Source organism: Streptomyces sp. NPDC057486 (genome assembly GCF_042802415.1).
In the GTDB taxonomy this organism is placed as follows: domain Bacteria; phylum Actinomycetota; class Actinomycetes; order Streptomycetales; family Streptomycetaceae; genus Streptomyces; species Streptomyces yanii.
Genome location: NZ_JBHVEE010000150.1, coordinates 1 through 23,874, shown reverse-complemented (window position 1 = coordinate 23,874; position 23,874 = coordinate 1). Strand labels below are relative to the sequence as shown.

The following is a 23,874-nucleotide window of genomic DNA, read 5'->3' as shown; positions in this document are numbered from 1 at the left end:
CCGGCCACCTTTGGGTTTTTGCTCCTGGGCGGGGCGCTGACACGGGTGGTTCGCCCCCACCCCTGGGGCGACCCCTCCCGGACTGGTCCCGCTCGGGGCCGCCGCTGGTGAGGCTGGTTACAACCGTGGTGCTCAGAGGCCGAGCTCGACCTCGAACTCACCGGCCTCCAGGATCGCCTTGACCGCAGTCAGGTAGCGGGCGGCGTCCGCACCGTCCACCAGACGGTGGTCGTAGGAGAGCGAGAGGTACGTCATGTCGCGGACACCGATGACGGTGCCCTCGGCGGTCTCGATGACCGCCGGACGCTTGACGGTGGCACCGATGCCCAGGATGGCGGCCTGGTTCGGCGGCACGATCACGGTGTCGAACAGCGCACCGCGCGAACCGGTGTTGCTGATGGTGAAGGTGGCACCGGACATGTCGTCCGGCGTCAGGCCGCCGCCGCGGGCCTTGCCGGCCAGCTCGGCGGTCTTCTTCGAGATACCGGCGATGTTCAGGTCGCCCGCACCCTTGATGACCGGCGTCATCAGACCCTTCTCGGCGTCCACGGCGATGCCGATGTTCTCCGAGTCGAAGTACGTGATGGTGCCCTCGTCCTCGTTGATCCGGGCGTTGATGACCGGGTGGGCCTTCAGCGCCTGGGCCGCCGCCTTCACGAAGAACGGCATCGGGGACAGCTTGACGCCCTCGCGGGCGGCGAACGCGGCCTTCGCCTGGTTGCGCAGCTTCATCAGCTTCGTGATGTCGACCTCGACGACCGAGGTCAGCTGGGCCTGCGAGTGCAGCGCCTTCATCATGTTGTCGCCGATGACCTTGCGCATGCGGGTCATCTTGACCGTCTGACCGCGCAGCGGGGACGCCTCCAGCTTCGGCGCCTTCGAGGCTGCCGGGGCAGCCGCGACGGGGGCCGGGGCGGCAGCGGCGGCCTTGGCGGCCTCCGCGGCGGCGACGACGTCCTGCTTGCGGATACGGCCGCCGACGCCGGTGCCCTTGACCGCACCGAGGTCGACACCGCTCTCGGCCGCGAGCTTGCGGACCAGCGGCGTGACGTACGCGCCTTCGTCGGCGGCGGCCGCAGCCGGAGCCACCGGGGTGACCGGGGCCGGAGCCGGGGCGGCGACCGGAGCCGGGGCGGCCACGGGCGCCGCCGGGGCCGGAGCGGCCACGGGGGCGGGGGCTGCGGCGACCGGAGCCGGGGCAGCCGGAGCCGGGGCGGCCACGGGGGCCGGAGCGGCCGGAGCCGGGGCAGCAGCCGGGGCGGCACCCGCGGCACCGATGACGGCGAGCTTCGCGCCGACCTCGGCGGTCTCGTCCTCGGCGACGACGATCTCCAGCAGCACACCGGAGACCGGCGCGGGGATCTCGGTGTCGACCTTGTCCGTGGAGACCTCGAGCAGCGGCTCGTCCTCCGTCACCTCCTCGCCGACCTCCTTCAGCCAGCGGGTGACGGTGCCCTCGGTGACGCTCTCGCCGAGCGCCGGGAGGGTGACGTCCGTACCGGCGGCGCCGCCGGCCGGGGCAGCAGCCGGAGCCGCGGCCACGGGGGCGGGGGCGGCGGCGGGGGCCTCCGCGACCGGTGCCGGGGCGGCAGCCGGAGCGGCCGCGGGCTCGGCGGCCGGAGCCGCGGCCGGGACGGCTGCACCCCTGCCGTCGTCGATGACGGCCAGCTCGGCGCCGACCTCGACGGTCTCGTCCTCGGCGACCTTGATGGACGCGAGGATGCCGGCGGCGGGCGCCGGGATCTCGGTGTCGACCTTGTCGGTCGAGACCTCGAGCAGCGGCTCGTCGGCCTCGACGCGCTCGCCCTCGGCCTTCAGCCAGCGGGTGACAGTGCCCTCGGTGACGCTCTCGCCGAGCGCCGGAAGGGTTACGGAAACCGACATGGTTTCAGTTGCTCCTTACGAAAGTGCGGAAGTAGGTCGGTCGTCGCGCCCGGGACTGGATCAGTCGTGGGAGTGGAGGGGCTTGCCGGCCAGGGCCAGGTGGGCCTCGCCGAGCGCTTCGCTCTGCGTCGGGTGGGCGTGGATGAGCTGCGCGACCTCGGCCGGCAGCGCCTCCCAGTTGTAGATCAGCTGGGCTTCGCCGACCTGCTCGCCCATACGGTCACCGACCATGTGGACGCCGACCACGGCACCGTCCTTGACCTGGACGAGCTTGATCTCGCCCGCGGTCTTGAGGATCTTGCTCTTGCCGTTGCCCGCAAGGTTGTACTTCAGAGCGACGACCTTGTCCGCGCCGTAGAGCTCCTTGGCCTTGGCCTCGGTGATGCCCACGGAAGCGACCTCGGGGTGGCAGTACGTCACCCGGGGGACACCGTCGTAGTCGATCGGGACGGTCTTCAGACCGGCCAGTCGCTCCGCCACCAGGATGCCCTCGGCGAAGCCGACGTGCGCGAGCTGCAGCGTCGGGGCCAGGTCGCCCACGGCCGAGATGGTCGGAACGTTGGTCTGCATGTACTCGTCGACGAGGACGTAGCCGCGGTCCATCGCGACGCCGGCCTCCTCGTAACCCAGACCCTGCGAGACCGGGCCGCGGCCGATCGCGACCAGCAGCACCTCCGCCTCGAACGTCTTGCCGTCGGCGAGGGTCACGCGGACGCCGTCCTGCGTGTACTCGGCGCTCTGGAAGAACGTACCGAGGTTGAACTTGATGCCGCGCTTGCGGAAAGCGCGCTCAAGAAGCTTCGAGCTGTTCTCGTCCTCGACCGGAACGAGGTGCTTCAGACCCTCGATGATCGTGACGTCGGTGCCGAAGGACGTCCATGCCGAGGCGAACTCGACGCCGATGACGCCGCCGCCCAGGACGATCGCGGACTTCGGGACGCGGTCCAGCTTCAGCGCGTGGTCCGAGGAGATGATCCGGTTGCCGTCGATCTCCAGGCCCGGCAGCGACTTCGGCACGGAGCCGGTCGCCAGGAGCACGTGGCGGCCCTGGATGCGCTGGCCGTTCACGTCCACCGAGGTGGGGGAGGAGAGCCGTCCCTCACCCTCGATGTAGGTGACCTTGCGCGAGGCGATGAGACCCTGCAGACCCTTGTACAGGCCCGAGATCACGTCGTCCTTGTACTTGTGGACGGCCTCGATGTCGATGCCCTCGAAGGTGGCCTTGACGCCGAACTGGTCGGCCTCGCGTGCCTGGTCGGCGATCTCGCCGGCGTGCAGCAGCGCCTTCGTGGGGATGCAGCCGTTGTGCAGGCAGGTGCCGCCGACCTTGCCCTTCTCGATCAGAGCGACGTCCAGGCCCAGCTGCGCTCCGCGCAGGGCCGCGGCGTAACCGCCGCTACCACCGCCGAGGATCACTAGGTCGAAAACGGTGCTGGCGTCGTTCGCCACGTCACGTCCTCCATGCATGTGCGCCGTACGCCGGGCCCCGTCGCTGGGGGAAGACCGGCCGGTCGGCTGGTGTTCGGCCGCTTTTGTTATTCGGCCCTGTGGTGGGGGCCCTGTCCTGCCGAGAACCCATCTTCGCACTTGTTGACGGTGGGCGGGACGCGGGGCCCGGGTCCGGGACGGATGATCATCCGTTCCGGATGGTTACTGCTGCGTAGAGATTGGTAGGAGCGGCGCGAAGCGCCGCGGTGGAAGGGTGGTGGTGGGAGACGGGTGGGAGTGCGGATTTCGTTGAGAGCGAAACCTGCGCGCATCGTGAGTCCATACCGACGAGTGAACACGTACGGCCCCGGACGTATGCCCGGGGCCGTACGTACTACCGAGCATCCTCAGCCGAGGTCCCCGGCAGCGGTGCGCTCCGCCAGCTTCACCAGCGTGCGGATCGCGGAACCGGTGCCGCCCTTCGGCGTGTAGCCGTACGGCGCGCCCTCGTGGAAGGCCGGACCCGCGATGTCCAGGTGCGCCCAGGCGATGCCCTCGCCCACGAACTCCTGCAGGAACAGACCGGCCACCAGGCCGCCGCCCATCCGCTCACCCATGTTGGCGATGTCGGCGGTCGGGGAGTCCATGCCCTTGCGCAGGTCGGCGGGGAGCGGCATCGGCCAGGAGGCCTCGCCGACCTCCTCGGCGATCTCGTGGATGGACGTACGGAAGGCGTCGTCGTTCGCCATGATGCCGAAGGTGCGGTGGCCGAGCGCCAGGACCATCGCTCCGGTCAGGGTCGCCACGTCGACGATCGCGTCCGGGCTCTCCTCACAGGCGCGGGTCAGCGCGTCGGCGAGGACGAGCCGGCCCTCGGCGTCCGTGTTCAGCACCTCGACGGTCTTGCCGCTGTACATGCGCAGCACGTCACCCGGGCGGGTGGCGTTGCCGGACGGCATGTTCTCGGCGAGCGCCAGCCAGCCGGTGACGTTGACCTGGAGGCCGAGACGGGCGGCCGCGACGACGGTCGCGAACACGGCGGCGGCGCCGCTCATGTCGCACTTCATCGTCTCGTTGTGACCGGCCGGCTTCAGCGAGATGCCGCCCGAGTCGTAGGTGATGCCCTTGCCGACCAGGGCCAGGGTCTTCTCCGCCTTCGGGTGCGTGTAGGCGAGCTTCACCAGGCGGGGGCCGTGGGTCGAGCCCTGGCCGACGCCCAGCAGACCGCCGAAGCCGCCCTTGACGAGCGCCTTCTCGTCGAGGACCTGCACCTTGATGCCGTGCTCCTTGCCGGCGGCCGTGGCCACGGCGGCGAAGGACTCGGGGTACAGGTCGTTCGGCGGGGTGTTGATCAGGTCGCGGGCGCGGTTGATCTCCTCGACGAGGGCGGTGGCACGCTCCGCGGCCGCCTTGAACGCCTTGTCGCGCGGCTTGCCGCCGAGCAGGGCGACCTCGGCGAGCGGCAGCTTGGCGCCGTTGCCGTTCTTCTTGTCCTTCGGCGCGAGCTTGTTCTCGCCGCCCTGGTACGCGGTGAAGGCGTACGCGCCGAGCAGCGCGCCCTCGGCGACGGCCTCGGCGTCCTCGACGGACGTGATCGGCAGCGCGAAGCCGGCCTTCTTCGAACCGGTCAGCGCACGCGCGGCGGAACCGGCGGCGCGGCGCAGTGCCTCGCCGTCGAATGCCGCGTCCTTCTCCGGGACCGGACCGAGTCCGACCGCGATGACGACCGGGACCTTGAGGCCGTCCGGCGCGTGGAGCTTGGTCACTTCGCCCTCGGCACCGGAGGCGCCCAGGGTCTCCAGGACGGTGGCGAGCTTTCCGCCGAACGCCTTGTCCACGGCCTCGGCGCCCGGTGCGACGACCGGGCCCTTGGCTCCCTTGGCGACGCCGACGACAAGTGCGTCGGCGCGCAGCGTCGCCGCACCGGCAGTGCTGAGAGTGAGAGCAGTCACGGTGGTGAAATCTCGCTTCCGTTGAGTTCGTTGTCGGTCGAGGGGTGGGCCGACCGTGCCCGGCGCATCGTAGACGCCGCCGCAATGTGCCGGGAATGAGCCTACGCGCGCCTTTGCCGAGGGATCACGGCGGCGGGCCGTCTGCGGTCCGTTCCGGCAGTACGTCTCCGGCCCCCGTCCGGTCCGGTCGGGGGCCGTGGGGGCGCAACCGGCCCGGGAAGTAGGGTCGGTCGGAGGTGTCGGAGCGAGTGGGGGAGAGCGATGCGCGCCCGTCGGGCTGCACGCAGGACGAGACCGAAGTCGGCGGCGGCCATCACCGTACTGATCCTGTCGACGATGCTGGCAGGCTGCACCTCGGCACCTCGCACCACCGCCGCGGGGCGCTGGCAGCCGAAGCCGGGCACCGACTGGCAGTGGCAGCTCTCCGGCCGCCTCGACCCCACCGTGGACGTTCCGGTGTACGACATCGACGGCTTCGAGCACGATGCGCGGGCGGTCGCCGATCTGCACCGCCGTGGTCGCAAGGTCATCTGTTACGTGTCCACGGGCGCCTGGGAGGAATTCCGCCCCGATGCCGGGAAGTTCCCCGCCTCGATCCTCGGGAAGGGCAACGGCTGGCCGGGGGAGCGCTGGCTCGACATCCGCCGCACGGATCTGCTCGGGCCGCTGATGGAGTCCCGGATCGAGATGTGCGCGAAGAAGGGCTTCGACGCGGTCGAGCCCGACAACATGGACGGCTACCGCAACCGCACGGGCTTTTCCCTGACCGGCGCCGATCAGCTGCGCTACAACCGCCTCATCGCCCGCATCGCCCACCGGCACGGACTCGCGGTCGGGCTGAAGAACGACCTGGACCAGATCCCGCAGCTGGAACCGGACTTCGACTTCGCGGTCAACGAACAGTGTGCCCAGTACGACGAGTGCGCCGACCTCACTCCGTTCATCGAGGCGGACAAGGCGGTGTTCCATGTGGAGTACGAGGTGCCGGTGGCACGGTTCTGCCCGGAGTCGACGCGGCTGCGTCTGAGTTCGCTCCTCAAGAAGTACGACCTGGGCACCTGGCGCCGGAACTGTGCGGCGAGCCCGTCCGCGGAGTGAGGAGAAGACGGAAACCGGGCCGCCACGCACCCCCGTCCGCCTACCCCAGGGCCAACACCACCAGAGCCGCCGTCGCCGCCGTCTCCGCGACCGCGCCGAACACATCCCCGGTCACGCCGCCGAACCGCCGCACACAGTGCCGCAGCAGCAGCTGCGCACCCATCAGCCCGGCCACTACGGCAAGGCCGTGGGCCAGCGCCCCGTACCCGCCGAACACCGCCCCCGCCCCCGACCCCGCGGCCACCACCGCGACCGTCACGGCCGCCGCCGCGCCCGTCGGCACCGTTCCCGCCACCGCCGCGCCCAGCCCCTCCGGCCGGGCCGGAGGCACGCCCTGACGGGACGCCAGCGTGAGCGCGAGGCGGGCGGTGACCCCCGCGACGACCGCAGCCACCGCGCCGTGCGCCCAGCCCTCCCCGTACAGCTCCTGGAGGACCGCGACCTGGGCCAGAAGGACGAACAGCAGGGTGATGACACCGAACGGCCCGATGTCGGACTGCTTCATGATGCGCAACGCGTCCGCCGCGGGCTTGCCGCTGCCGAGCCCGTCCGCCGTGTCGGCGAGTCCGTCGAGGTGCAGCCCCCGTGTGAGGACCGCGGGCACCGCGGTGGAGGCGACCGCCGCGAGCAGCGGCCCCACCCCGAGCAGCAGCAGTGCGCCGGGGGCCGCCGCGAGCAGCCCGACCACCAGACCGGCGAGCGGGGCGCTCAGCATCCCGGCACGGGCGGCCTCGCGGTCCCAGCGGGTGACGCGGACGGGGAACACGGTCAGGGTGCCGAAGGCGAAACGTATGCCGTGGCTGTTCAGGGAGGTCACGGCGCGCAGGCTAATCCCTGGGTCGCACCGCTAGATTGACCGAAACGCTGCAAAGCACCGCACAAGCGGATCAATGGGAGTGGGTGGCATGGGTCACTGGTTCGATCAGAACTTTGTCGAGCCGGGGAAGCTGCCCCTGCTTCTCGCCCTGGCGGCCTTTGTGCTGACCTTCGCCATCACCCGTCTCATCACCCGGATGATCAGGGCCGGGAAGGGGCCCTTCCGCAACATCACGCCCGGGGGGGTCCACGTCCACCATGTGGTGCCCGGTGTGGTGCTGACGGTGATCGGCGGCTTCGGCGCGGTCTCCAGCGGACGGTACGGCGTCGCGGCGGGCGTCTGCGCGGTGACCTTCGGGACGGGCGCGGGGCTGGTGCTGGACGAGTTCGCCCTGATCCTCCATCTCGACGACGTGTACTGGTCCGAACAGGGCCGCCAGAGCGTCGAGGTCGTCGTCCTCACCGCGGCGCTCGTCCTGCTCCTCCTCGGCGGCTTCTCACCGCTCGGGGTGAACGAACTGACCAGTGATCAGCAACAGGGCCGGCTCGGCATCGTCCTGACCCTGCTGATCAACTTCTGTTTCGTGCTGATCGCCCTGTTCAAGGGCAAGGCGCGGATGGCGGTGATCGGCACCCTGGTGCCGTTCGTCGCCCTGTTCGGGGCGATCCGGCTGGCCCGGCCGACGTCGATGTGGGCGAAGAGGTTCTACCGCAACCGGCACCGCGCCCGTTCCAAGGCGGTGCTGCGCGCGTACCACCACGACCGGCGCTGGGCGGGGCCGCGCCGCAGGTTTCAGGACCTCATCGGCGGAGCGCCGGACCGGGCCCGCGTTCCCACGCCCAAGTCCTGATCGCGGCGGACGGGAGGTTGCCGACGCCGGTCGTACCGGGCGGTGAAGCCGCACAGGATCAGCACCGCGGCGATCGCCGCCAGATGCTCCTTGCCCGCCAGATTGTTCCTGAGGAGCACCTCGGTGACCATCGCCGCGATCACCACCGCGCCGGTGAACCACGCCCGGTAGGCGTGGCACACATAGATCGCGAGCCCCACGACCGCCGCCGACGGTCCCGTGTCGACGACCTGCGCGTCGGATGCCGGCAGCCCGAACAGCCCGTCGGGGCCGACCGCGACGCCGGTCCGTGCGTACAGTGTCCCGGCCAGCGTGGCGACGTACGCGATGAGCAGCGTGCGCCGCCGCCCGAGACAGATCTCGGCGACCCCGAACACCACGAGCACCTGGGCCAGTGCACCCCACACCGGCAGATCGAGCGCGGGCACGAACAGCGACAGCGGGGTACGCAGCAGGGCGGTCCACAGCGGGTCCTCGGCCCGCACCGAGCCGAGGACCTGCACCGGACGTAAGCCCCACGGCTGGTTCTGCACCGCCTGGACCAGCGCCGTCAGACCGACCGCGGCCGGCGTCATGGGGGCCGCCCGCAGCCGGGAGCGGGCGAGCGCCCCGCGTAAGGTCGAGAGCAGCGGTGCCCACTCGCGTCGGGCGACCGTGCGCAGCGCCGCCGGCGGTCTCATCTACGGGTTCCCAGGTGCGAGCGGTGCAGCCACTTGGGCAGCCCGGGCGCCTCCAGGAACCCTTCGGCGCGGCCCGCGGCGATGCCGATGCGCAGCAGGTCGGAGCTCTTCTCGAAGAGCATGAAACGCGGCTCCCAGATCGGTCGGTACTTGGCGTTGGCGCGGTAGAGCGACTCGATCTGCCACCAGCGCGAGAAGAAGCTGAGCAGCGAGCGCCACAGCCTCAGCACCGGTCCCGCGCCCAGCCGCGACCCCCTCTCGAAGACCGACCTGAACATCGCGAAGTTGAGCGACACCTGCGTGATCCCGATCCCTTCGGCACGCTGGAGGAGTTCGATGACCATGAACTCCATCAGACCGTTCTCGGCGTCCCGGTCACGGCGCATCAGGTCCAGCGAGAGACCGTTCGGACCCCAGGGGACGAAGCTCAGCACGGCTCGCAATTCGCCGGGGCCGCCCGCTCCTTCGCCCTGCCCCTTCTCCGTGGAGTCACGGCATTCGAGCATGACGCACCGGCCGTCCGCCGGATCGCCGAGCCGCCCCAGCGCCATCGAGAAGCCGCGCTCGGTCTCCCCGTCGCGCCAGTCGTCGGCGCGCCGCAGCAGTTCGGCCATCTCCTCGTCGGGGATGTCGCAGTGGCGCCGGATGGTCACCTCGTACCCGGCACGCCTGATCCGGTTGTACGCCTGGCGGACGGTCCGCATCGCCCGCCCCTCGAGGGTGAACTCGGCGGTCTCCACGATTGCCTCGTCGCCGAGTTCCAGCGCGTCGAGCCCGTGCCGGGCGTAGACCGTGCCGCCCTCCTCGCTCACCCCCATCACCGCCGGGATCCAGCCGTGCTCGCGGGCCTCGGCCAGCCATGGTTCGATCGCGCCGGGCCAGGCCTCCGGGTCGCCGATCGGATCACCGGAGGCGAGCGAGACGCCGCCGACCACCCGGTAGGTGACGGCCGCCTTCCCGGTCGGCGACCAGATGACGCTCTTCTCCCGGCGCAGCGCGAAGTAGCCGAGCGAGTCGCGTTCGCCGTGCTTTTCCAGGAGGGCGCGGAGCCGGTCCTCGTCCTGCTGGGTGATCGGGTCGACGGCCCGGCGGGAGCGGAACGCCACGTACACGACGGCGATCAGCAGCAGGGTGGAGAGGATGTTGATGACGACATTGACCCAGCCGGGCACGGTGATGCCGGGGAAGCGGGCTTCGTCGGTCGCCACCGAGACCAGCCGCAGCGCGCCGTAGCGCCAGCGGTCGAGGAAGGTCGACCGGTACTCGTCGTGCGCATTGTTCGTGACGGTGACCAGCAGGGTGGCGATCAGCGAGGTGACCAGCAGCCCGCCGACGGCGACCACGGCCGCCAGCTTCGCGTTGGACCGGTCGCCCTTCGCGTAGAACTCCCGCCGGCCCAGGATCAGTGCCACGACGAACGCGGCTGTCAGCGCCAGGGAGATCCAGTTCTGCGGGTACCGCCGGATCTCCGGAAAGACGATCACGAAGGCGAAGAGCAGGAGCAGGAGGCCGCTCAGCACCATGTTGACGATCCAGGCGGCGCGCTTGCGCCGTCGCATGGTGATCGCGAGGAAGAGGGCGACCACTCCGGAGGAGAAGCCCGCGGTGAGGAGATAGGGCGTGAAGTAGTTCTCGGTGTTGTGCCGACGCAGGTCCTGACCGAGCGTGACCCAGACGGCGCTCAGGAAATTGATGAACGACACGATGCGCAGATACCAGATGGTGAATGCCGCACTGCGCCGTGAGCGGACGGTGCTCCGCCGGGCGTCCTGGCTGACCAATCGGACCTCTCCCATGAAAAGCGATCATATGGCGCATTGCGCCCCATGGGGAGGCCTGCTGCGGCCGGTGTCCGGTGGTCGGCGGCCGCAGCACAGCAGGGTCCGTCAGTCGTCGTCCGTGTCGGTCTTCGAGGCGTCGTCCTCGTCGGCCGGCACCCGCTCGGGCAGCTCCGCCGCCAGCGCGGCGGCGGCCTGCACGAGCGGAAGCGCCAGCAGCGCCCCGCTCCCCTCGCCCACGATGACGCCGTGGTCCAGCAGCGGGTTGAGCGCCATCCGGTCCAGCGCCTTCGTCTGTGCCGGCTCGCCGCTCACCTGGCCGGCCAGCCACCAGTCCGGCGCCCGGAAGGCGGCCCGCTGAGCGACCAGCGCGCACGCCGACGAGACCACGCCGTCCAGGATCACCGGCAGCCTGCGCACCGCGCACTGCAGCAGGAACCCCGTCGTCGCCGCCAGGTCCGCGCCGCCGACCGTGGCCAGCAGTTCCAGCTGGTCGCCGAGGACCGGCCGGGCCCGCCGCAGCGAGTCCCGGACCGCCGCGCACTTGCGCATCCAGGCGAGATCGTCGATGCCCGCGCCGCCGCGCCCGGTGACCACCGAGGCGTCCGTGCCGCACAGAGCCGCGATCAGGGTGGCCGCCGCCGTGGTGCCACCGACGCTCAGATCACCGAGCACCACCAGATCGGTGCCCGAGTCGGCCTCCTCGTCGGCGATCGCGATGCCCAGACGTACCGCCTGCTCGGCCTCCTCGGCCGTCAGCGCGTCCTCGATGTCGATCCGGCCGCTGCCGCGCCGCACCCGGTGACGTACGACCGACTCGGGCAGCAGCTCCGGCTCGCAGTCCAGGCCGGCGTCGACGATCCGCACCGGTACGGAGAACTGGCGGGCGAGCACGGCCAGCGGCGTCGCGCCCTCCAGCGTGGCCCGGACCAGCTCGTGCGCGGTCCCGGCCGCGCGGCCGGAGACACCGAGCTCGGCCACCCCGTGATCACCGGCGAAGAGCACCACGCGCGGCTGCAGGATCGGCTTGACCGGCACGGCCTGCTGGGCGGCCGAGAGCCACTCGCCCAGCTCGTCGAGCCGGCCGAGGGCGCCCGGGGGCACGATCTGCCGCTCCCGGCGTTCCTCGGCGTCGCGCCGTACCCCGCCGTCGGGGCGTTCGATCAGGTCGGAGAAGTCGTCCAGATTCACGGGGGTCTGCCTCGCGGGTCGTTACGTGGTGTGGGCCGGTGAGCCCGGCGGCGGGCTCACTGCGGAACAGTACCTGCCACGATTCTGACGCATCATCAGCGCGGCGCCCGGACCTTCAGGTGCCGAAGCGCAGCAGCGTCATCGCGGGGGTCAGCGTCCGCAGCCCCGGCGTCAGATGCTGGAGCCGGATCAGTTCTCCCATCGCGCCCCGCCCCCGCGGCAGCCCCAGCGCGCGTACCTCGGTGATGTTCGGATGCGCACTGCGCAGCTTCTTCCGCTCGCCCGGATTCATCGCCCAGTGCATCGGCGGGACGGTCATGGAGCCGACCTTCGACTTCCCGGCCACCGTCCCCTTCGCCGGCCGGCGCGCCATCGAGTCCAGGACGAGCACCCCGCCCGGCAGCCGTTCGGCGCAGGTCGCCAGGATCTTCCGCACCACCCAGGGCTGCAGATACATCAGCAGCCCCTGCGTCGTGACGATCACGCCCCGGCCCGCAGGGTCCTCGATCTCGTCCAGCCAGGACAGATCGGTCGCCGACCGGGAGAGCGTCCGCAGCCGGTCCGAGGAGGGCAGCAGCATCCGGCGCAACGCTGCCACCTGGGGCAACTCCACACTCAGCCAGGTGAGCCGCCCGTTGTCGACCCGCCAGAAGCCGGTTTCCAGCCCGTCGCCGAGCGCGACGACGGTGGCCTCCGGATGCCCGCGCAAATAGCCCTGCACCGTCAGGTCGAAGCAGCGTGAGCGCAGCGCCTGCGCCTGCGAGTGGAAGGCGTGCGGCCGCCCGAAGCGCTCCTCGAAGGGGTAGTCGAGGTCCGCCATGAGCTGCAGCGCCATCGGATCGTCGATGACGGAATAGAGCTGCCCCGCCTCGTACGCCCGGTTGTAGAGCGTCCAGAGCAGGGTCTCCGGAACGCCTTCCAGCATCGGCCTCACCCGTGCCATGTCCGCTCCCTTCCTGCTGCTGATCCTGTTGCGATGCGGGTCAGCCGCGTAGCGTCAGCGCCTGACCGGCCACCACCAGCAGCACGTGCTCGCACTCGTCGGCGAACGCGGAGTTGAGCCGCCCCAGCTCGTCCCGGAACCGTCGACCGGCGGCGGTTCCGGGCACCACGCCCGAGCCGACCTCATTGGTCACGGCGACGACCGTGCGCCGCGTTCCGCGTACCGCGCCGACCAGTTCGGAGACCCGCTCCCGCAGCGCACTCTCGCCGCCGTCCGCCCACGCCGCGTCGTCCCAGGCGTTCACCCGGTCCATCGCGTCCGTCAGCCACAGAGACAGGCAGTCGATCAGCAGCGGCGGTCCGTCCGACTCCAGCAGGTCCACCAGCTCACAGGTCTCCTCGGTGCGCCAGGCCGCCGGTCTGCGCTCCCGGTGCAGCCCGACCCGGGCCATCCACTCCGCGTCGCCTTCGCGGCCGCCGCCGGTCGCCACGTACACCACCTCGGGGAAGGTCTCCAGCCGTCGCTCGGCCTCCACCGACTTCCCGGACCGCGCACCGCCCGTCACCAGCGTCCGCCGCGGGACATCCGGTACGACGTGGTACTCGCCGACCACCAGTGTCGTCCCGTCCGGCACGGTCCGGGCGCCGGCCACCGCGAGCCGCCGGTCCAGCTCCGGGCCGATGGGCGCGTCATGGTCCAGATGAACGGCGATGACCTCGGTGGCCGGCCCGATCGCTTCGACGGCCCGCAGTCTGGCCACTGCGTCCGGGCGTCCGGTCACATCACCGACCACCATGTCGTACGGCTCCGCCACCCGGTCCGTGAGACCGGCGGGGGCCGCCCCCGGCGGCATGTACAGCAGCCGCGCCCCCTCCGGGGACGTCACCTCGTACCCGGTACCCGGCGAGTCCATCGGCACCGCCCGGATCCGGTGCCCGCTGATCAGCGTCAGCACCTGCCCGTCCGGCACCCGTCCGGCCGGAGGCAGCCCGGCGGGCAGCTCCACGGCGGGCCCGTCGTGCGGATGGCTGAGCAGCACCTGCCGTACGCCGGTCAGCGAATGACCCGCACGTGCGGCGGCGAACACGGCCCCCGGGGTGAGATCGAGTAGCACCGCGCCGTCGACCAGCAGTGCGGTCGCGGCGCGCGCCCACACCCCGCGGGCGGTGGCGCAGGCGGCGCACGGACATTCGGGGCGCGGCAGCCCGTCGGGGGCTCCGGTGCCGAGCAGTGTCAGTTCCACGCTCCGATCCTCCCGCGTCCCCGCACCGACTGCGCGACCAACCTCATGGATCTCGGTCCGAAAGGCCCCAGGCACTAGGCTGCGGGCAGCAACGCGACCCAGGAGGCGGACATGGCGTGGACGTGGCGGTTCGAGAAGTCCGACGGTACGGAGACGGAGCCGGCCCTGCAGCCGGAGGAATTCACGACCCAGGGCGATGCGGAGTCATGGATCGGTGAGTTCTGGAAGGAACTTCTGGACGGCGGGGCGGACCAGGTGACCCTCTTCGAGGACGCCACGAAGATCTACGGCCCGATGAGTCTCCAGGCCGACCAGGGCTGACCGCCGATACGGGCGCAGGAAGGCCCCGGGCGCCGTTCCTCGGCATCCGGGGCCTTTGCGTGGCAGCGGTCAGATCTCGCCCAGAGTGACGACCGCAGTGTTCTCCACACCGTTGCGCAGATATGTCACCTTGACCTTCTCGCCGGGCTTCTTGCCGGCCAGCGTCTCGGCCAGCGCCGTCATCGTCGTGATCCGTGTGTCGTCGATCTTCGTGACGATGTCGCCGACCCGCAGTCCGGCCTTGTCCGCGCCTCCGCCAGGCGTGACGGTGACCAGCGCGATTCCGAACGGCTGGTAGTTGTCGTCGACGACTGTGCGGCCGGTGATGTTCAGCGCCGCCCGGCCCGAGTCGGTGACCTTGCCGTACTTGATGATCTGGTCGGCCACCGTCTTCACCATCGAGACGGGGATCGCGAACCCGATGCCGGGTGCCGCGCCGTTCATCTGCGGATCCGTCGCCGCCAGCGTGGGAATGCCGATCACCTCACTGTCCAGGTTCACCAGCGCACCGCCGCTGTTGCCCGGGTTGATCGCCGCCGAGGTCTGCACCATGTTCGCTATGGTCGCCCCCGTGCCACCTTCCTCCCGGCTCTCGCTGACGGTCCGGCCGACGGCCGACACGATGCCCTGGGTGACGCTGCTGGACAGTCCGAGCGGCGACCCCATCGCCAGCACTATCTGACCGACCTCGACCTTCTCCGAGTTGCCGAACTTCGCCGCCTTCAGCCCGCTCGGTACTTTGTCGAGCTTGATGACGGCCAGGTCCTGCTCCGGATAGGTGGCGACCAGCGAGGCGTCCAGCTCCTTCTCGCCGGTGGCGACGGTGACCTTGAACGTCTTCTCCTGGCCGACCACATGGGCATTGGTGACGATATGGCCCTTGTCGTCGTAGACGATGCCGGATCCGAGACTGTCGCCGGCTTGGATCTGTACCACGGAGGGCAGCACGTTCTTGATGACGGTCTGGTATTCGGCCTGCAGGTCACCTGAGGCCCGGGAAGTCGCATGCGGTGAGGCCGACTTCGTGGCATCGGCGCTGGCCGAGTCCGAGTCCGAGCAGCCGGACACCAGGGCTATAGCACAGACACCTGCGGTCAGAGGCAGCAGCAGCCGGTACAGACGGCCGCGCGAGTGGGAAGCATCCATGTCTGAATCATTACTTTTAACCCCATTGGCGGCCTGTTGGGTTCGGCCGATCGGGTGAAGCCCGCTCCCCGTCCGCCCCTCAACCGTCCCCGGGGATTTCCCGCGGATCACGACCGGGTCCGCGCCGGCCGGTACGGTATCTCGCGGCGCTGCCGATATGTCGGAACGGCTCGTTACCTGGATGCTCCGGCGCCCTGCGACGCACCGCGCCGGGCGCCGTGAACCGTCCGGCCCTCGTCCTAGCCGCGCACCCCGCACAGATGCAGCAGCGCGGCAACCCGGCGGTACGGATCCGTCCGTCCGGCCCGGTCCTCCGCGGCCAGCACCCGGTCGAGTTCCGCCGCGGCCGGCAGCTCCACGTCATTGCCCACCTGGTCCGTGAAGATCCGCACCCCGTACCAGGCGTGCAAGGGTGCCGCGATCCCGGCGAGTGTGGCCGTGAGGGCGTCCAGCCGGTCGGCGCGGACCGTCAGCCCCAGCCGGTTGGTGTACGTATCCGTGTCGAACGCGGCCAGTGCCGTGTCCCAGTCCCCGGCGGTGCCCGGCCGCATCGCCAGCGCGTCGCCGTTCCGTACGAGCAGCGAGAGCAGCCCGCCGGGCGCCAGCATCCGGGCAAGTCCGGCCAGCAGGGCGTCCGGCTCCCGGACGTACATCAGCACGCCGTGGCAGAGCACCACGTCGAAGCTGCCCGGCAGGAAGTGCACACCCGTGTCCGAGCCGTCGCCCTCGATCAGCCGGACCCGCTCCCGGATGCCCGCGGGCTCGTCCCCGAGCGCCTCGCGGGCGACCCTCAGCATCTCGGCGTCCGACTCCAGACCGGTCACCGTGTGGCCGGCCCGGGCCAGCCGCAGCGCCTGCGTGCCCTGTCCCATGCCGACATCGAGAACCCGCAGCCGCTGACCGACCGGGAAGCGCGCGGCTATCTGCTCGTCGAGCTGCCGGGCGACGAGCTCCTGGCGGACGGTGTTGCGCAGCCCGCCGAGCCCTCTGAGCCACGCCGAAGAGGCGCCGGTGAACCCGTGGTCCCCGGAGTCCCTCGGGGCGGCACCGCCCGGCAGGCCCGCGGACGGACCGCCGACCGAGTCGGAAAGCTCCGTACTCAGGGCCGCTCTCCGCGCTTGACCTGCGGCTTCGGCAGACGGAGCCGACGCATCTGAAGCGTACGCATCAGGCCGTAGGCGACCGCGCCGCGCTTCGGCGTATCGGGGAAGCGGGCGTTCAGCTGCTTCTTCAGCCGGAACGCGAGACCGATCGAGTCGATGACGATCAGCACGATCACGCCGAGCCAGAGCAGCAGCGAGATGTTCTGGATGTTCCGCACCTGGATCACGCTGAGAATCAGGATGATCACCGCGAGCGGCAGGAAGAACTCCGCGATGCAGAAGCGCGAGTCCACGAAGTCGCGGACGAAGCGCCGCACCGGACCCTTGTCACGGGCCGGCAGGTAGCGCTCGTCGCCGCTGGCGAGCGCCTCGCGCTGCTTGGCCAGGTCCACCCGGCGCGCTTCGCGCTGGCGTCTCATGGCCTCCTTGCGGTCGAGCGGCGCGCCACTGGAGGCACGACGGCGCTGCGACTGGGCATCGCTGCGCTTGGGGGTGGGGCGACCTTTGGGGGCCTGCGGGTCGCGGGGCTGCGTGGAGAGGTCCGCCGTCACCTTGGTGGCGGGGGCCTTCTCATCCTTCGAACGGCTACGGAACACAAAACCCAAGGGTACGGGGTCGGCCGCGACGACCCCAGCCCGGTCGGGAACGATCCGGCAACGGCCTGCGTCCTTCCAGGTGTCCCGAGAGGCGCAGATCGGACGTTGCCACCGGTTTCCCCGAGGGTCGCCTACTCCCTGGGCCGGAGCGGTAACCGGGGGCAGTCGTCCTTGGGGAGGAGCACATCCGTGCTCGAACAGTGCGGTAATAGAGACAGGGCCCGTACTGTGGGTTCTGTTGGAGTGCTGGAGCCCAGTCCGTCAGAAGGGGGCGCGCGAAGCCCATGAGCGGTGTCATGAAGCGTATGGGGATGATCTTCCGCGCGAAGGCAAACAAGGCCCTTGACCGGGCCGAGGATCCGCGCGAGACCCTCGATTACTCGTACCAGAAGCAGTTGGAGCTGCTTCAGAAGGTGCGCCGCGGTGTCGCCGATGTGGCGACCTCGCGCAAGCGCCTGGAGCTGCAGCTGAACCAGCTGCAGGGCCAGACGTCCAAGCTGGAGGACCAGGGCCGCAAGGCGCTCGCGCTCGGCCGCGAGGACCTGGCCCGCGAGGCGCTGTCCCGGCGCGCCGCACTCCAGCAGCAGGTCACCGACCTGGAGACACAGCACGCGACGCTGCAGGGTGAGGAGGAGAAGCTCACTCTCGCGGCCCAGCGGCTGCAGGCCAAGGTCGACGCCTTCCGTACGAAGAAGGAGACCATCAAGGCCACCTACACCGCCGCCCAGGCGCAGACCCGGATCGGCGAGGCGTTCTCCGGGATCTCCGAGGAGATGGGCGACGTCGGCCTGGCGATCCAGCGGGCCGAGGACAAGACCCAGCAGCTCCAGGCGCGCGCCGGTGCGATCGACGAGCTGCTCGCCTCCGGCGCTCTGGACGACCCGACCGGGACGGCGAAGGACGACATCGCCGCCGAGCTGGACCGGATCTCCGGTGGTACGGATGTGGAGCTGGAGCTGCAGCGGATGAAGGCCGAACTGGCCGGCGGCTCCGCCCCGCAGCAGGCCATCGAGGGCGGCCCGCAGGACGCCGCCCAGCAGCAGTCCTCGCAGTCCCCGCACAGGTTCGACAAGCAGTAAGGCGGACGTCATGATCGTTCGGATCATGGGGGAGGGCCAGGTAGTCCTGGCCGACAGCCATCTCGCCGAGCTCAACAAGCTCGACGACGAATTGCTCGCCGAGATGGAGAGCGGCGACGGCCCGGGCTTCCGCGCCACGCTCCAGGCGCTCCTCGCCGCGGTGCGCGAGTTCGGCACACCTGTGCCGGACGACTCCCTGGAGCCGTCCGAACTGATCCTGCCGTCGCCCGACGCCACCCTCGAAGAGGTGCGCGACATGCTCCGCGACGAGGGTCTGATCCCCGGCTGACGCCGGTTGCTCCAACACCTGCACACACGCACTGTGCCCCGTGTCCGGTCCGCCGGTCACGGGGCACGGTTCTGCCCGGATTGCCACGCTCTGCCTGCGGTCCCTGCCGCGGGTGCACCGTATCCGTGCGCGACACGCCGTACCGTAGCTTGACGTGACCACCCTCGGAACCGGGTTCCTGCGCGTCCGGCGCTGGCTGCGCGACCATCCCCTCGCGTTCGACGGTGCGCTCGCCGCGGCCGTACTCGTCGCGATGATCGTCGGATCGTTCGCGGACCCGAACGCCCCGAACGGGCCCAGCTTCGGCACCCGCACGCCCGAGGCGGGCAGCGTGGTCCTGATGGTGCTCGCCGCCGCCGTGCTCGTCCTGCGGCGGCGCAACCCCATGGCGGTGCTGGCCGCCACCGGTGGGTTGTCCATCGTCGAGTTCGTGCTGGTGGACCCGCCCGCCCCGGTGGTCATGAGCGCGGTCATCGCGCTCTACACGGTCGCCGCATCCACCGACCGGCCCACCACCTGGCGGGTCGGCCTGCTGACCATGGCCGTGCTGACGGCGTCCGCGATGGCCTTCGGCGCGTCCCCCTGGTACAGCCAGGAGAACCTCGGGGTCTTCGCCTGGACCGGCATGGCGGGCGCCGCCGGGGACGCCCTCCGCTCCCGGCGGGCGTTCGTCGACGCGATCAGGGAACGCGCCGAACGCGCCGAACGCACCCGCGAGGAGGAGGCCCGGCGGCGGGTCGCCGAGGAACGGCTGCGGATCGCCCGTGATCTCCACGATGTCGTCGCCCACCACATCGCCCTGGTCAATGTGCAGGCCGGGGTCGCCGCCCATGTCATGGACAAGCGCCCCGACCAGGCCAAGGAGGCGCTCGCCCACGTCCGGGAGGCCAGCCGCTCCGCACTCAACGAACTCCGCGCCACGGTCGGGCTGCTGCGCCAGTCCGGCGATCCGGAGGCGCCGACCGAACCGGCACCCGGTCTCGCGGTCCTCGACGAACTCGTGGAGACGGTGCGGCGCGCCGGGCTCCCGGTCCAGGTGGCCTGCGTCGACCGCAGGCCCCCGCTGCCCGCGGCCGTCGACCTGGCCGCGTACCGGGTGATCCAGGAAGCGCTGACCAATGTGCGCAAGCACGCGGGCCCCGGGGCGAAGGCCGAGGTCAGTGTCGTACGGGTCGGGGGGACGGCCGAGGTCACGGTCCTCGACAACGGCGCGGGCAGCCCCGAGGGTGCGGGCGCCGGGGCCGACGGCGGCGGCCACGGTCTGCTCGGTATGCGCGAGCGCGTCACCGCCCTGGGGGGCATCCTCACGGCCGGGCCCCGCTACGGCGGCGGATTCAGGGTTCATGCGATCCTGCCGCTCAAGGCCCGAACGGGAGAGCCGGGGACACCGGGCATGGCGGGCCGGACGGGGGAAGGCACATGACACCACCACCCATCAGGGTCCTGCTCGTCGACGACCAGGCGTTGCTGCGCAGCGCGTTCCGGGTGCTGGTCGACTCGGAGCCCGACATGCAGGTCGTCGGCGAGGCGGCCGACGGAGCGGAGGCCGTGGCGCTGACCCGCTCGACGCGCGCGGACGTGGTGCTGATGGACATTCGGATGCCCGGTACGGACGGACTGGCCGCGACCCGGATGATCAGCGCCGACCCGGAGCTGGCTGACGTACGGGTCGTCATGCTCACCACCTTCGAGGTCGACGAATATGTGGTGCAGTCGCTGAGGGCCGGCGCCTCAGGCTTCCTCGGCAAGGGCGCCGAACCGGACGAACTGCTCAATGCCATCCGTATCGCCGCGGGCGGCGAGGCGCTCCTCTCGCCGGCCGCCACCAAGGGACTGATCGCCACCTTCCTTGCGCAGGGCGGGAGTTCGGGCGATGAGGGGCCGAGTGCCGCGGAGTACTCCGAGCGGCTCGACGCGCTCACCGGTCGCGAACGAGAGGTGCTGGTCCTCGTCGGAGGCGGGCACTCCAACGACGAGATCGCCGAGCGTCTCGTCGTCAGCCCACTCACCGTCAAGACCCATGTGAACCGGGCCATGGCGAAACTGGGCGCCCGCGATCGGGCCCAATTGGTGGTTTTTGCGTACGAATCGGGCCTGGTGCGTCCGCGGGCGGAGTGAGGGTGGAGAAGCGGCGTACTCCACCTGCGGTACGCGCCACATAAGAAAGTGGCCCTGGGGTCGACGCTTCCACCCCCGTGGATGAGCGATGGTGTAACTGGGCCGGGTCTGTCCCCGCGTCACCCGCCCACCTGCCGCGTACGCCACGGAAGAGAGACCCACCCATGTCCTGGCTGTCCAGATTCAGCCTCGCGCAAAGGGCCCTGATCGGGCTGATCTCGATCGTCGCGCTCGTCTTCGGAGCGATCGCGATCCCGCAGCTCAAGCAGCAACTGTTCCCCACCATCGAACTCCCGATGGTCTCGGTGCTCGCCCCCTACCAGGGTGCGTCCCCCGATGTGGTCGAGAAGCAGGTCGTCGAACCGCTCGAGAAGTCCATCAAGGCCGTCGACGGCGTCACCGGCGTCACCTCGACCGCCAGCGAGGGCAACGCCCTCATCAGGGCGTCCTTCGACTTCGGCGACGAAGGCACCAAGCAGCTCGTCGCCGACATCCAGCAGGCGGTCAACCGCGCCCGCATCCAGCTGCCCGACGACGTCGACCCGCAGGTCATCGCAGGCTCGACCGACGACATCCCGACCGTCGTCCTCGCCGTCACCTCCGACAAGGACCAGCAGGCGCTCGCCGACCAGCTGGACCGCACCGTGGTCCCCGCCCTGGAGGACATCGACGGTGTCGGCCAGGTCACCGTCGACGGCGTCCAGGACCTCCAGGTCTCCATCACCCCCGACGACAAGGAGCTCGCGGCCGCCGGTCTGAACGCCGGATCCCTTGCCCAGGCCCTCCAGGCGGGCGGCGCCACGGTCCCGGCCGGATCGTTCTCGGAACAGGGCAAGAGCCGCACCGTCCAGGTCGGCGGGGCCTTCACCTCACTGAAGCAGATCGAGGACCTGCAGGTCGCCGGTCAGGACCCGGCCACCGGCAAGCCCGGCAAGCCGGTCCGCCTCGGTGACATCGCCACGGTGAAGCAGGAGCCGTCCACCGCGGTCTCCATCACCCGTACGAACGGCAAGCCGAGCCTCGCCGTGATGGCCACGATGGACAAGGACGGCAGTGCCGTCGCCATCTCGGAGGCCGTCAAGGACAAGCTCCCGGACCTCCGCAAGGACCTCGGCGCCGGCGCCGAACTGACCGTCGTCTCCGACCAGGGCCCCGCCGTCTCCAAGGCGATCTCCGGTCTGACCACCGAGGGCGCGCTCGGTCTGCTCTTCGCGGTCATCGTGATCCTGGTCTTCCTCGCGTCGCTCCGCTCGACGCTGGTCACTGCGGTCTCCATCCCGCTCTCCGTGGTTCTCGCACTGATCGTGCTCTGGACCCGCGACCTGTCGCTCAACCTGCTCACGCTCGGCGCGCTGACCATCGCGATCGGCCGCGTCGTGGACGACTCGATCGTGGTCCTGGAGAACATCAAGCGCCACCTCGGCTACGGCGAGGAGCGGCAGTCCGCGATCATCGGGGCGGTCAAGGAAGTGGCCGGCGCGGTCACGTCCTCGACCCTCACCACGGTCGCGGTCTTCCTCCCGATCGGTCTGGTCGGCGGCATGGTCGGCGAGCTCTTCGGCTCGTTCTCCCTGACCGTCACCGCGGCCCTGCTCGCCTCCCTGCTGGTCTCGCTGACCGTGGTTCCCGTCCTGTCGTACTGGTTCCTGCGCGCTCCCAAGGGCAGCACGGAGAACCCGGACGAGGCCCGCCGCAAGGCCGAGGAGAAGGAGGCCCGCAGCAGGCTCCAGCGGCTGTACGTCCCGGTGCTGCGCTTCGCGACCCGGCGCCGCATCACCAGCATCGTCATCGCCGTGGCCGTGCTCTTCGGCACCTTCGGCATGGCACCGCTGCTCAAGACCAACTTCTTCGACCCGGGCGAGCAGGAAGTCCTCTCCATCAAGCAGGAGCTGGCCCCCGGCACCAGCCTGGCGGCCGCCGACGAGGCGGCCAAGAAGGTCGAAAAGCTCCTCGACGAGGACAAGGGCGTCAAGGACTACCAGGTCACCGTCGGCTCCTCCGGCTTCATGGCGGCCTTCGGCGGCGGTACGGGCGCCAACCAGGCCTCCTACCAGGTCACCTTGAAGGATTCGGCCGACTACGACGCCGCCCAGAAGCGCATCGATGCGGCCCTGGGCAAGCTCGACGGCATCGGTGACACCACCATCGCCGCGGGCGACGGTTTCGGCAGCCAGGACCTCAGCGTCGTGGTCAAGTCCGCGGACGCGGACACCCTGAAGAAGGCGTCCGAGAAGGTGCGCGCCGAGGTCGCCAAGCTCAAGGACGTCACCGACGTCCAGAGCGACCTTGCGCAGAGCATTCCGCGCATCTCGGTCAAGGCCAACCCCAAGGCCGCGGCTGCCGGATTCAACGAGGCCACCCTTGGCGCGGCCGTCGCCGGTGCGGTGCGCGGCACCCCGTCCGGCAAGGCGATCATGGACGACACCGAGCGCGACGTCGTCATCAAGTCCGCCCATCCGGCCACCACGATGGCCGAGCTGAAGAACCTCTCGCTCGGCCCGGTCAAGCTCGGTCGGATCGCCGACGTCGAGTTGGTCCCCGGACCGGTCTCGATGACCCGGATCGACGGCCAGCGCGCCGCGACGATCACCGCCAAGCCCATCGGCGACGACACCGGCGCGGTCGGCACCGCCCTCCAGAAAGCGATCAAGGACCTGGACCTCCCGGACGGCGCCACCGCCACCATCGGCGGCGTCACCGCGGACCAGGCCGACGCGTTCGTGAAGCTGGCCCTGGCCATGCTGGCGGCGATCGCGATCGTCTTCATGCTGCTGGTCGCGACCTTCCGGTCCCTGGTCCAGCCGCTGATCCTGCTGGTCTCCATCCCGTTCGCGGCGACCGGCGCCATCGGCCTCCTCGTCGTCACCGGAACCCCGATGGGCGTCGCGGCGATGATCGGCATGCTGATGCTGATCGGCATCGTGGTGACCAACGCGATCGTGCTGATCGACCTGATCAACCAGTACCGCACGCAGGGACTGGGCGTCGTCGAAGCAGTCATCGAGGGCGGCCGCCACCGCCTCCGCCCGATCCTGATGACGGCACTCGCGACGATCTTCGCCCTGCTCCCGATGGCGCTCGGCGTCACCGGCGAGGGCGGCTTCATCTCGCAGCCCCTCGCGGTCGTGGTGATCGGCGGCCTGGTCACGTCGACGCTGCTGACGCTGCTGCTGGTGCCGACGCTCTACGCGATGGTGGAGCTCCGCAAGGAGCGCCGCGCGACGAAGAAGGCCATCAAGCGCGCGAAGAAGGCGGGCGTTCCGGGCACGGCCCAGTCGGAGGAGATCACCTCCGAGGAGCCGGAGCCTGCGAAGGCCTGACATCCGGCACGCACGAAGGCCCCGGCACCGTTCACGGT

At 70.6% G+C, this 23,874-nt stretch carries 20 protein-coding genes; 8 read left to right on the top strand and 12 right to left on the bottom strand.

The window, feature by feature from the left end:
* Positions 1-132: 132 nt before the first annotated feature.
* From sucB to ACFU6I_RS40830, 3 genes are all read right to left on the bottom strand, one after another.
* A complete protein-coding gene (gene sucB / locus ACFU6I_RS40840; protein WP_384377211.1) occupies positions 133-1,884 on the bottom strand; it encodes a 2-oxoglutarate dehydrogenase, E2 component, dihydrolipoamide succinyltransferase in 1,752 nt (583 codons plus the stop codon).
* 60 nt (positions 1,885-1,944) lie between these two features.
* On the bottom strand, positions 1,945-3,333 hold the full coding sequence (gene lpdA, locus ACFU6I_RS40835) for a dihydrolipoyl dehydrogenase (protein ID WP_384377208.1): 1,389 nt from the start codon (positions 3,331-3,333) through the stop codon (positions 1,945-1,947).
* A gap of 386 nt (positions 3,334-3,719) precedes the next feature.
* Positions 3,720-5,264: a leucyl aminopeptidase gene (locus ACFU6I_RS40830; RefSeq protein ID WP_384377206.1), complete on the bottom strand. Its 1,545-nt coding sequence runs from the start codon at positions 5,262-5,264 to the stop codon at positions 3,720-3,722.
* A gap of 261 nt (positions 5,265-5,525) precedes the next feature.
* On the opposite strand from ACFU6I_RS40830, the gene ACFU6I_RS40825 reads away from it, so the two are divergent.
* The gene (locus tag ACFU6I_RS40825) at positions 5,526-6,362 is read left to right on the top strand and encodes an endo alpha-1,4 polygalactosaminidase (protein WP_384377203.1); all 837 of its coding nucleotides are present in this window, start codon (positions 5,526-5,528) and stop codon (positions 6,360-6,362) included.
* Between the two features lie 40 nt (positions 6,363-6,402).
* Here the strand turns inward: ACFU6I_RS40825 and ACFU6I_RS40820 are convergent, their stop codons facing one another.
* The gene (locus ACFU6I_RS40820) at positions 6,403-7,179 is read right to left on the bottom strand and encodes an adenosylcobinamide-GDP ribazoletransferase (RefSeq protein WP_384377200.1); all 777 of its coding nucleotides are present in this window, start codon (positions 7,177-7,179) and stop codon (positions 6,403-6,405) included.
* An 88-nt stretch (positions 7,180-7,267) separates the two neighbouring features.
* Between ACFU6I_RS40820 and ACFU6I_RS40815 the strand changes: the two genes are divergently transcribed.
* On the top strand, positions 7,268-8,029 hold the full coding sequence (locus ACFU6I_RS40815) for a hypothetical protein (protein WP_384377197.1): 762 nt from the start codon (positions 7,268-7,270) through the stop codon (positions 8,027-8,029).
* Here the strand turns inward: ACFU6I_RS40815 and ACFU6I_RS40810 are convergent.
* The 5 genes from ACFU6I_RS40810 to ACFU6I_RS40790 all read right to left on the bottom strand — a co-directional run bounded on the left by ACFU6I_RS40810 (position 7,972) and on the right by ACFU6I_RS40790 (position 13,864).
* Positions 7,972-8,709, bottom strand: a complete 738-nt coding sequence (locus ACFU6I_RS40810; protein ID WP_384377194.1) for a hypothetical protein — start codon at positions 8,707-8,709, stop codon at positions 7,972-7,974. The two genes, ACFU6I_RS40815 and ACFU6I_RS40810, sit on opposite strands and share 58 nt — an antisense overlap.
* The gene (locus tag ACFU6I_RS40805; protein ID WP_384377191.1) at positions 8,706-10,505 is read right to left on the bottom strand and encodes a phosphatidylglycerol lysyltransferase domain-containing protein; all 1,800 of its coding nucleotides are present in this window, start codon (positions 10,503-10,505) and stop codon (positions 8,706-8,708) included. The genes ACFU6I_RS40810 and ACFU6I_RS40805 overlap by 4 nt, the downstream gene beginning before the upstream one ends.
* Positions 10,506-10,595: 90 nt before the next feature.
* Positions 10,596-11,678, bottom strand: coding sequence for a nicotinate-nucleotide--dimethylbenzimidazole phosphoribosyltransferase (gene cobT, locus ACFU6I_RS40800; protein ID WP_384377188.1), 1,083 nt, complete (start codon positions 11,676-11,678; stop codon positions 10,596-10,598).
* Positions 11,679-11,793: 115 nt separating this feature from the next.
* Positions 11,794-12,621 (bottom strand): class I SAM-dependent methyltransferase, encoded by an 828-nt coding sequence (locus ACFU6I_RS40795; protein ID WP_384377185.1) that lies wholly within the window; start codon positions 12,619-12,621, stop codon positions 11,794-11,796.
* Positions 12,622-12,661: 40 nt separating this feature from the next.
* Positions 12,662-13,864 carry a bifunctional adenosylcobinamide kinase/adenosylcobinamide-phosphate guanylyltransferase gene (locus ACFU6I_RS40790; protein WP_384377182.1) on the bottom strand — a complete coding sequence of 401 codons (1,203 nt, stop codon included), beginning with the start codon at positions 13,862-13,864 and terminating at the stop codon, positions 12,662-12,664.
* 111 nt (positions 13,865-13,975) lie between these two features.
* Between ACFU6I_RS40790 and ACFU6I_RS40785 the strand changes: the two genes are divergently transcribed.
* Positions 13,976-14,185 (top strand): hypothetical protein, encoded by a 210-nt coding sequence (locus tag ACFU6I_RS40785; protein ID WP_030933634.1) that lies wholly within the window; start codon positions 13,976-13,978, stop codon positions 14,183-14,185.
* Between the two features lie 69 nt (positions 14,186-14,254).
* Here the strand turns inward: ACFU6I_RS40785 and ACFU6I_RS40780 are convergent, their stop codons facing one another.
* The 3 genes from ACFU6I_RS40780 to ACFU6I_RS40770 all read right to left on the bottom strand — a co-directional run bounded on the left by ACFU6I_RS40780 (position 14,255) and on the right by ACFU6I_RS40770 (position 17,030).
* Positions 14,255-15,331: a S1C family serine protease gene (locus ACFU6I_RS40780; RefSeq protein ID WP_384377179.1), complete on the bottom strand. Its 1,077-nt coding sequence runs from the start codon at positions 15,329-15,331 to the stop codon at positions 14,255-14,257.
* 239 nt (positions 15,332-15,570) lie between these two features.
* Entirely contained in the window at positions 15,571-16,305 is a 735-nt protein-coding gene (locus ACFU6I_RS40775; protein ID WP_384377214.1) for a class I SAM-dependent methyltransferase, read from the bottom strand.
* 125 nt (positions 16,306-16,430) lie between these two features.
* The gene (locus ACFU6I_RS40770; protein WP_384377177.1) at positions 16,431-17,030 is read right to left on the bottom strand and encodes a DUF3043 domain-containing protein; all 600 of its coding nucleotides are present in this window, start codon (positions 17,028-17,030) and stop codon (positions 16,431-16,433) included.
* 296 nt (positions 17,031-17,326) lie between these two features.
* Here ACFU6I_RS40770 and ACFU6I_RS40765 point away from each other — a divergent pair, with 296 nt between their 5' ends.
* The 5 genes from ACFU6I_RS40765 (at position 17,327) to ACFU6I_RS40745 (ending at position 23,836) form a co-directional block, all read left to right on the top strand.
* A complete protein-coding gene (locus tag ACFU6I_RS40765) occupies positions 17,327-18,109 on the top strand; it encodes a PspA/IM30 family protein (RefSeq protein WP_266986503.1) in 783 nt (260 codons plus the stop codon).
* Between the two features lie 10 nt (positions 18,110-18,119).
* A complete protein-coding gene (locus tag ACFU6I_RS40760) occupies positions 18,120-18,398 on the top strand; it encodes a hypothetical protein (RefSeq protein WP_345515627.1) in 279 nt (92 codons plus the stop codon).
* A gap of 154 nt (positions 18,399-18,552) precedes the next feature.
* Positions 18,553-19,821, top strand: a complete 1,269-nt coding sequence (locus ACFU6I_RS40755; protein ID WP_384377174.1) for a sensor histidine kinase — start codon at positions 18,553-18,555, stop codon at positions 19,819-19,821.
* Positions 19,818-20,516 carry a response regulator transcription factor gene (locus ACFU6I_RS40750; protein WP_345515629.1) on the top strand — a complete coding sequence of 233 codons (699 nt, stop codon included), beginning with the start codon at positions 19,818-19,820 and terminating at the stop codon, positions 20,514-20,516. The genes ACFU6I_RS40755 and ACFU6I_RS40750 overlap by 4 nt, the downstream gene beginning before the upstream one ends.
* Positions 20,517-20,680: 164 nt before the next feature.
* Positions 20,681-23,836 (top strand): efflux RND transporter permease subunit, encoded by a 3,156-nt coding sequence (locus tag ACFU6I_RS40745; protein WP_384377171.1) that lies wholly within the window; start codon positions 20,681-20,683, stop codon positions 23,834-23,836.
* The last annotated feature ends 38 nt before the right edge of the window (positions 23,837-23,874 follow it).

Coding starts and splice junctions, on each gene's coding strand:
- sucB (WP_384377211.1), bottom strand. CDS start 1,884: ATGTCGGTTTCCGTAACCCTTCCGGCGCTCGGCGAGAGCGTCACCGAG.
- ACFU6I_RS40825 (WP_384377203.1), top strand. CDS start 5,526: ATGCGCGCCCGTCGGGCTGCACGCAGGACGAGACCGAAGTCGGCGGCG.
- ACFU6I_RS40815 (WP_384377197.1), top strand. CDS start 7,268: ATGGGTCACTGGTTCGATCAGAACTTTGTCGAGCCGGGGAAGCTGCCC.
- ACFU6I_RS40810 (WP_384377194.1), bottom strand. CDS start 8,709: ATGAGACCGCCGGCGGCGCTGCGCACGGTCGCCCGACGCGAGTGGGCA.
- ACFU6I_RS40805 (WP_384377191.1), bottom strand. CDS start 10,505: ATGGGAGAGGTCCGATTGGTCAGCCAGGACGCCCGGCGGAGCACCGTC.
- ACFU6I_RS40795 (WP_384377185.1), bottom strand. CDS start 12,621: ATGGCACGGGTGAGGCCGATGCTGGAAGGCGTTCCGGAGACCCTGCTC.
- ACFU6I_RS40785 (WP_030933634.1), top strand. CDS start 13,976: ATGGCGTGGACGTGGCGGTTCGAGAAGTCCGACGGTACGGAGACGGAG.
- ACFU6I_RS40780 (WP_384377179.1), bottom strand. CDS start 15,331: ATGGATGCTTCCCACTCGCGCGGCCGTCTGTACCGGCTGCTGCTGCCT.
- ACFU6I_RS40765 (WP_266986503.1), top strand. CDS start 17,327: ATGAAGCGTATGGGGATGATCTTCCGCGCGAAGGCAAACAAGGCCCTT.
- ACFU6I_RS40760 (WP_345515627.1), top strand. CDS start 18,120: ATGATCGTTCGGATCATGGGGGAGGGCCAGGTAGTCCTGGCCGACAGC.
- ACFU6I_RS40750 (WP_345515629.1), top strand. CDS start 19,818: ATGACACCACCACCCATCAGGGTCCTGCTCGTCGACGACCAGGCGTTG.
- ACFU6I_RS40745 (WP_384377171.1), top strand. CDS start 20,681: ATGTCCTGGCTGTCCAGATTCAGCCTCGCGCAAAGGGCCCTGATCGGG.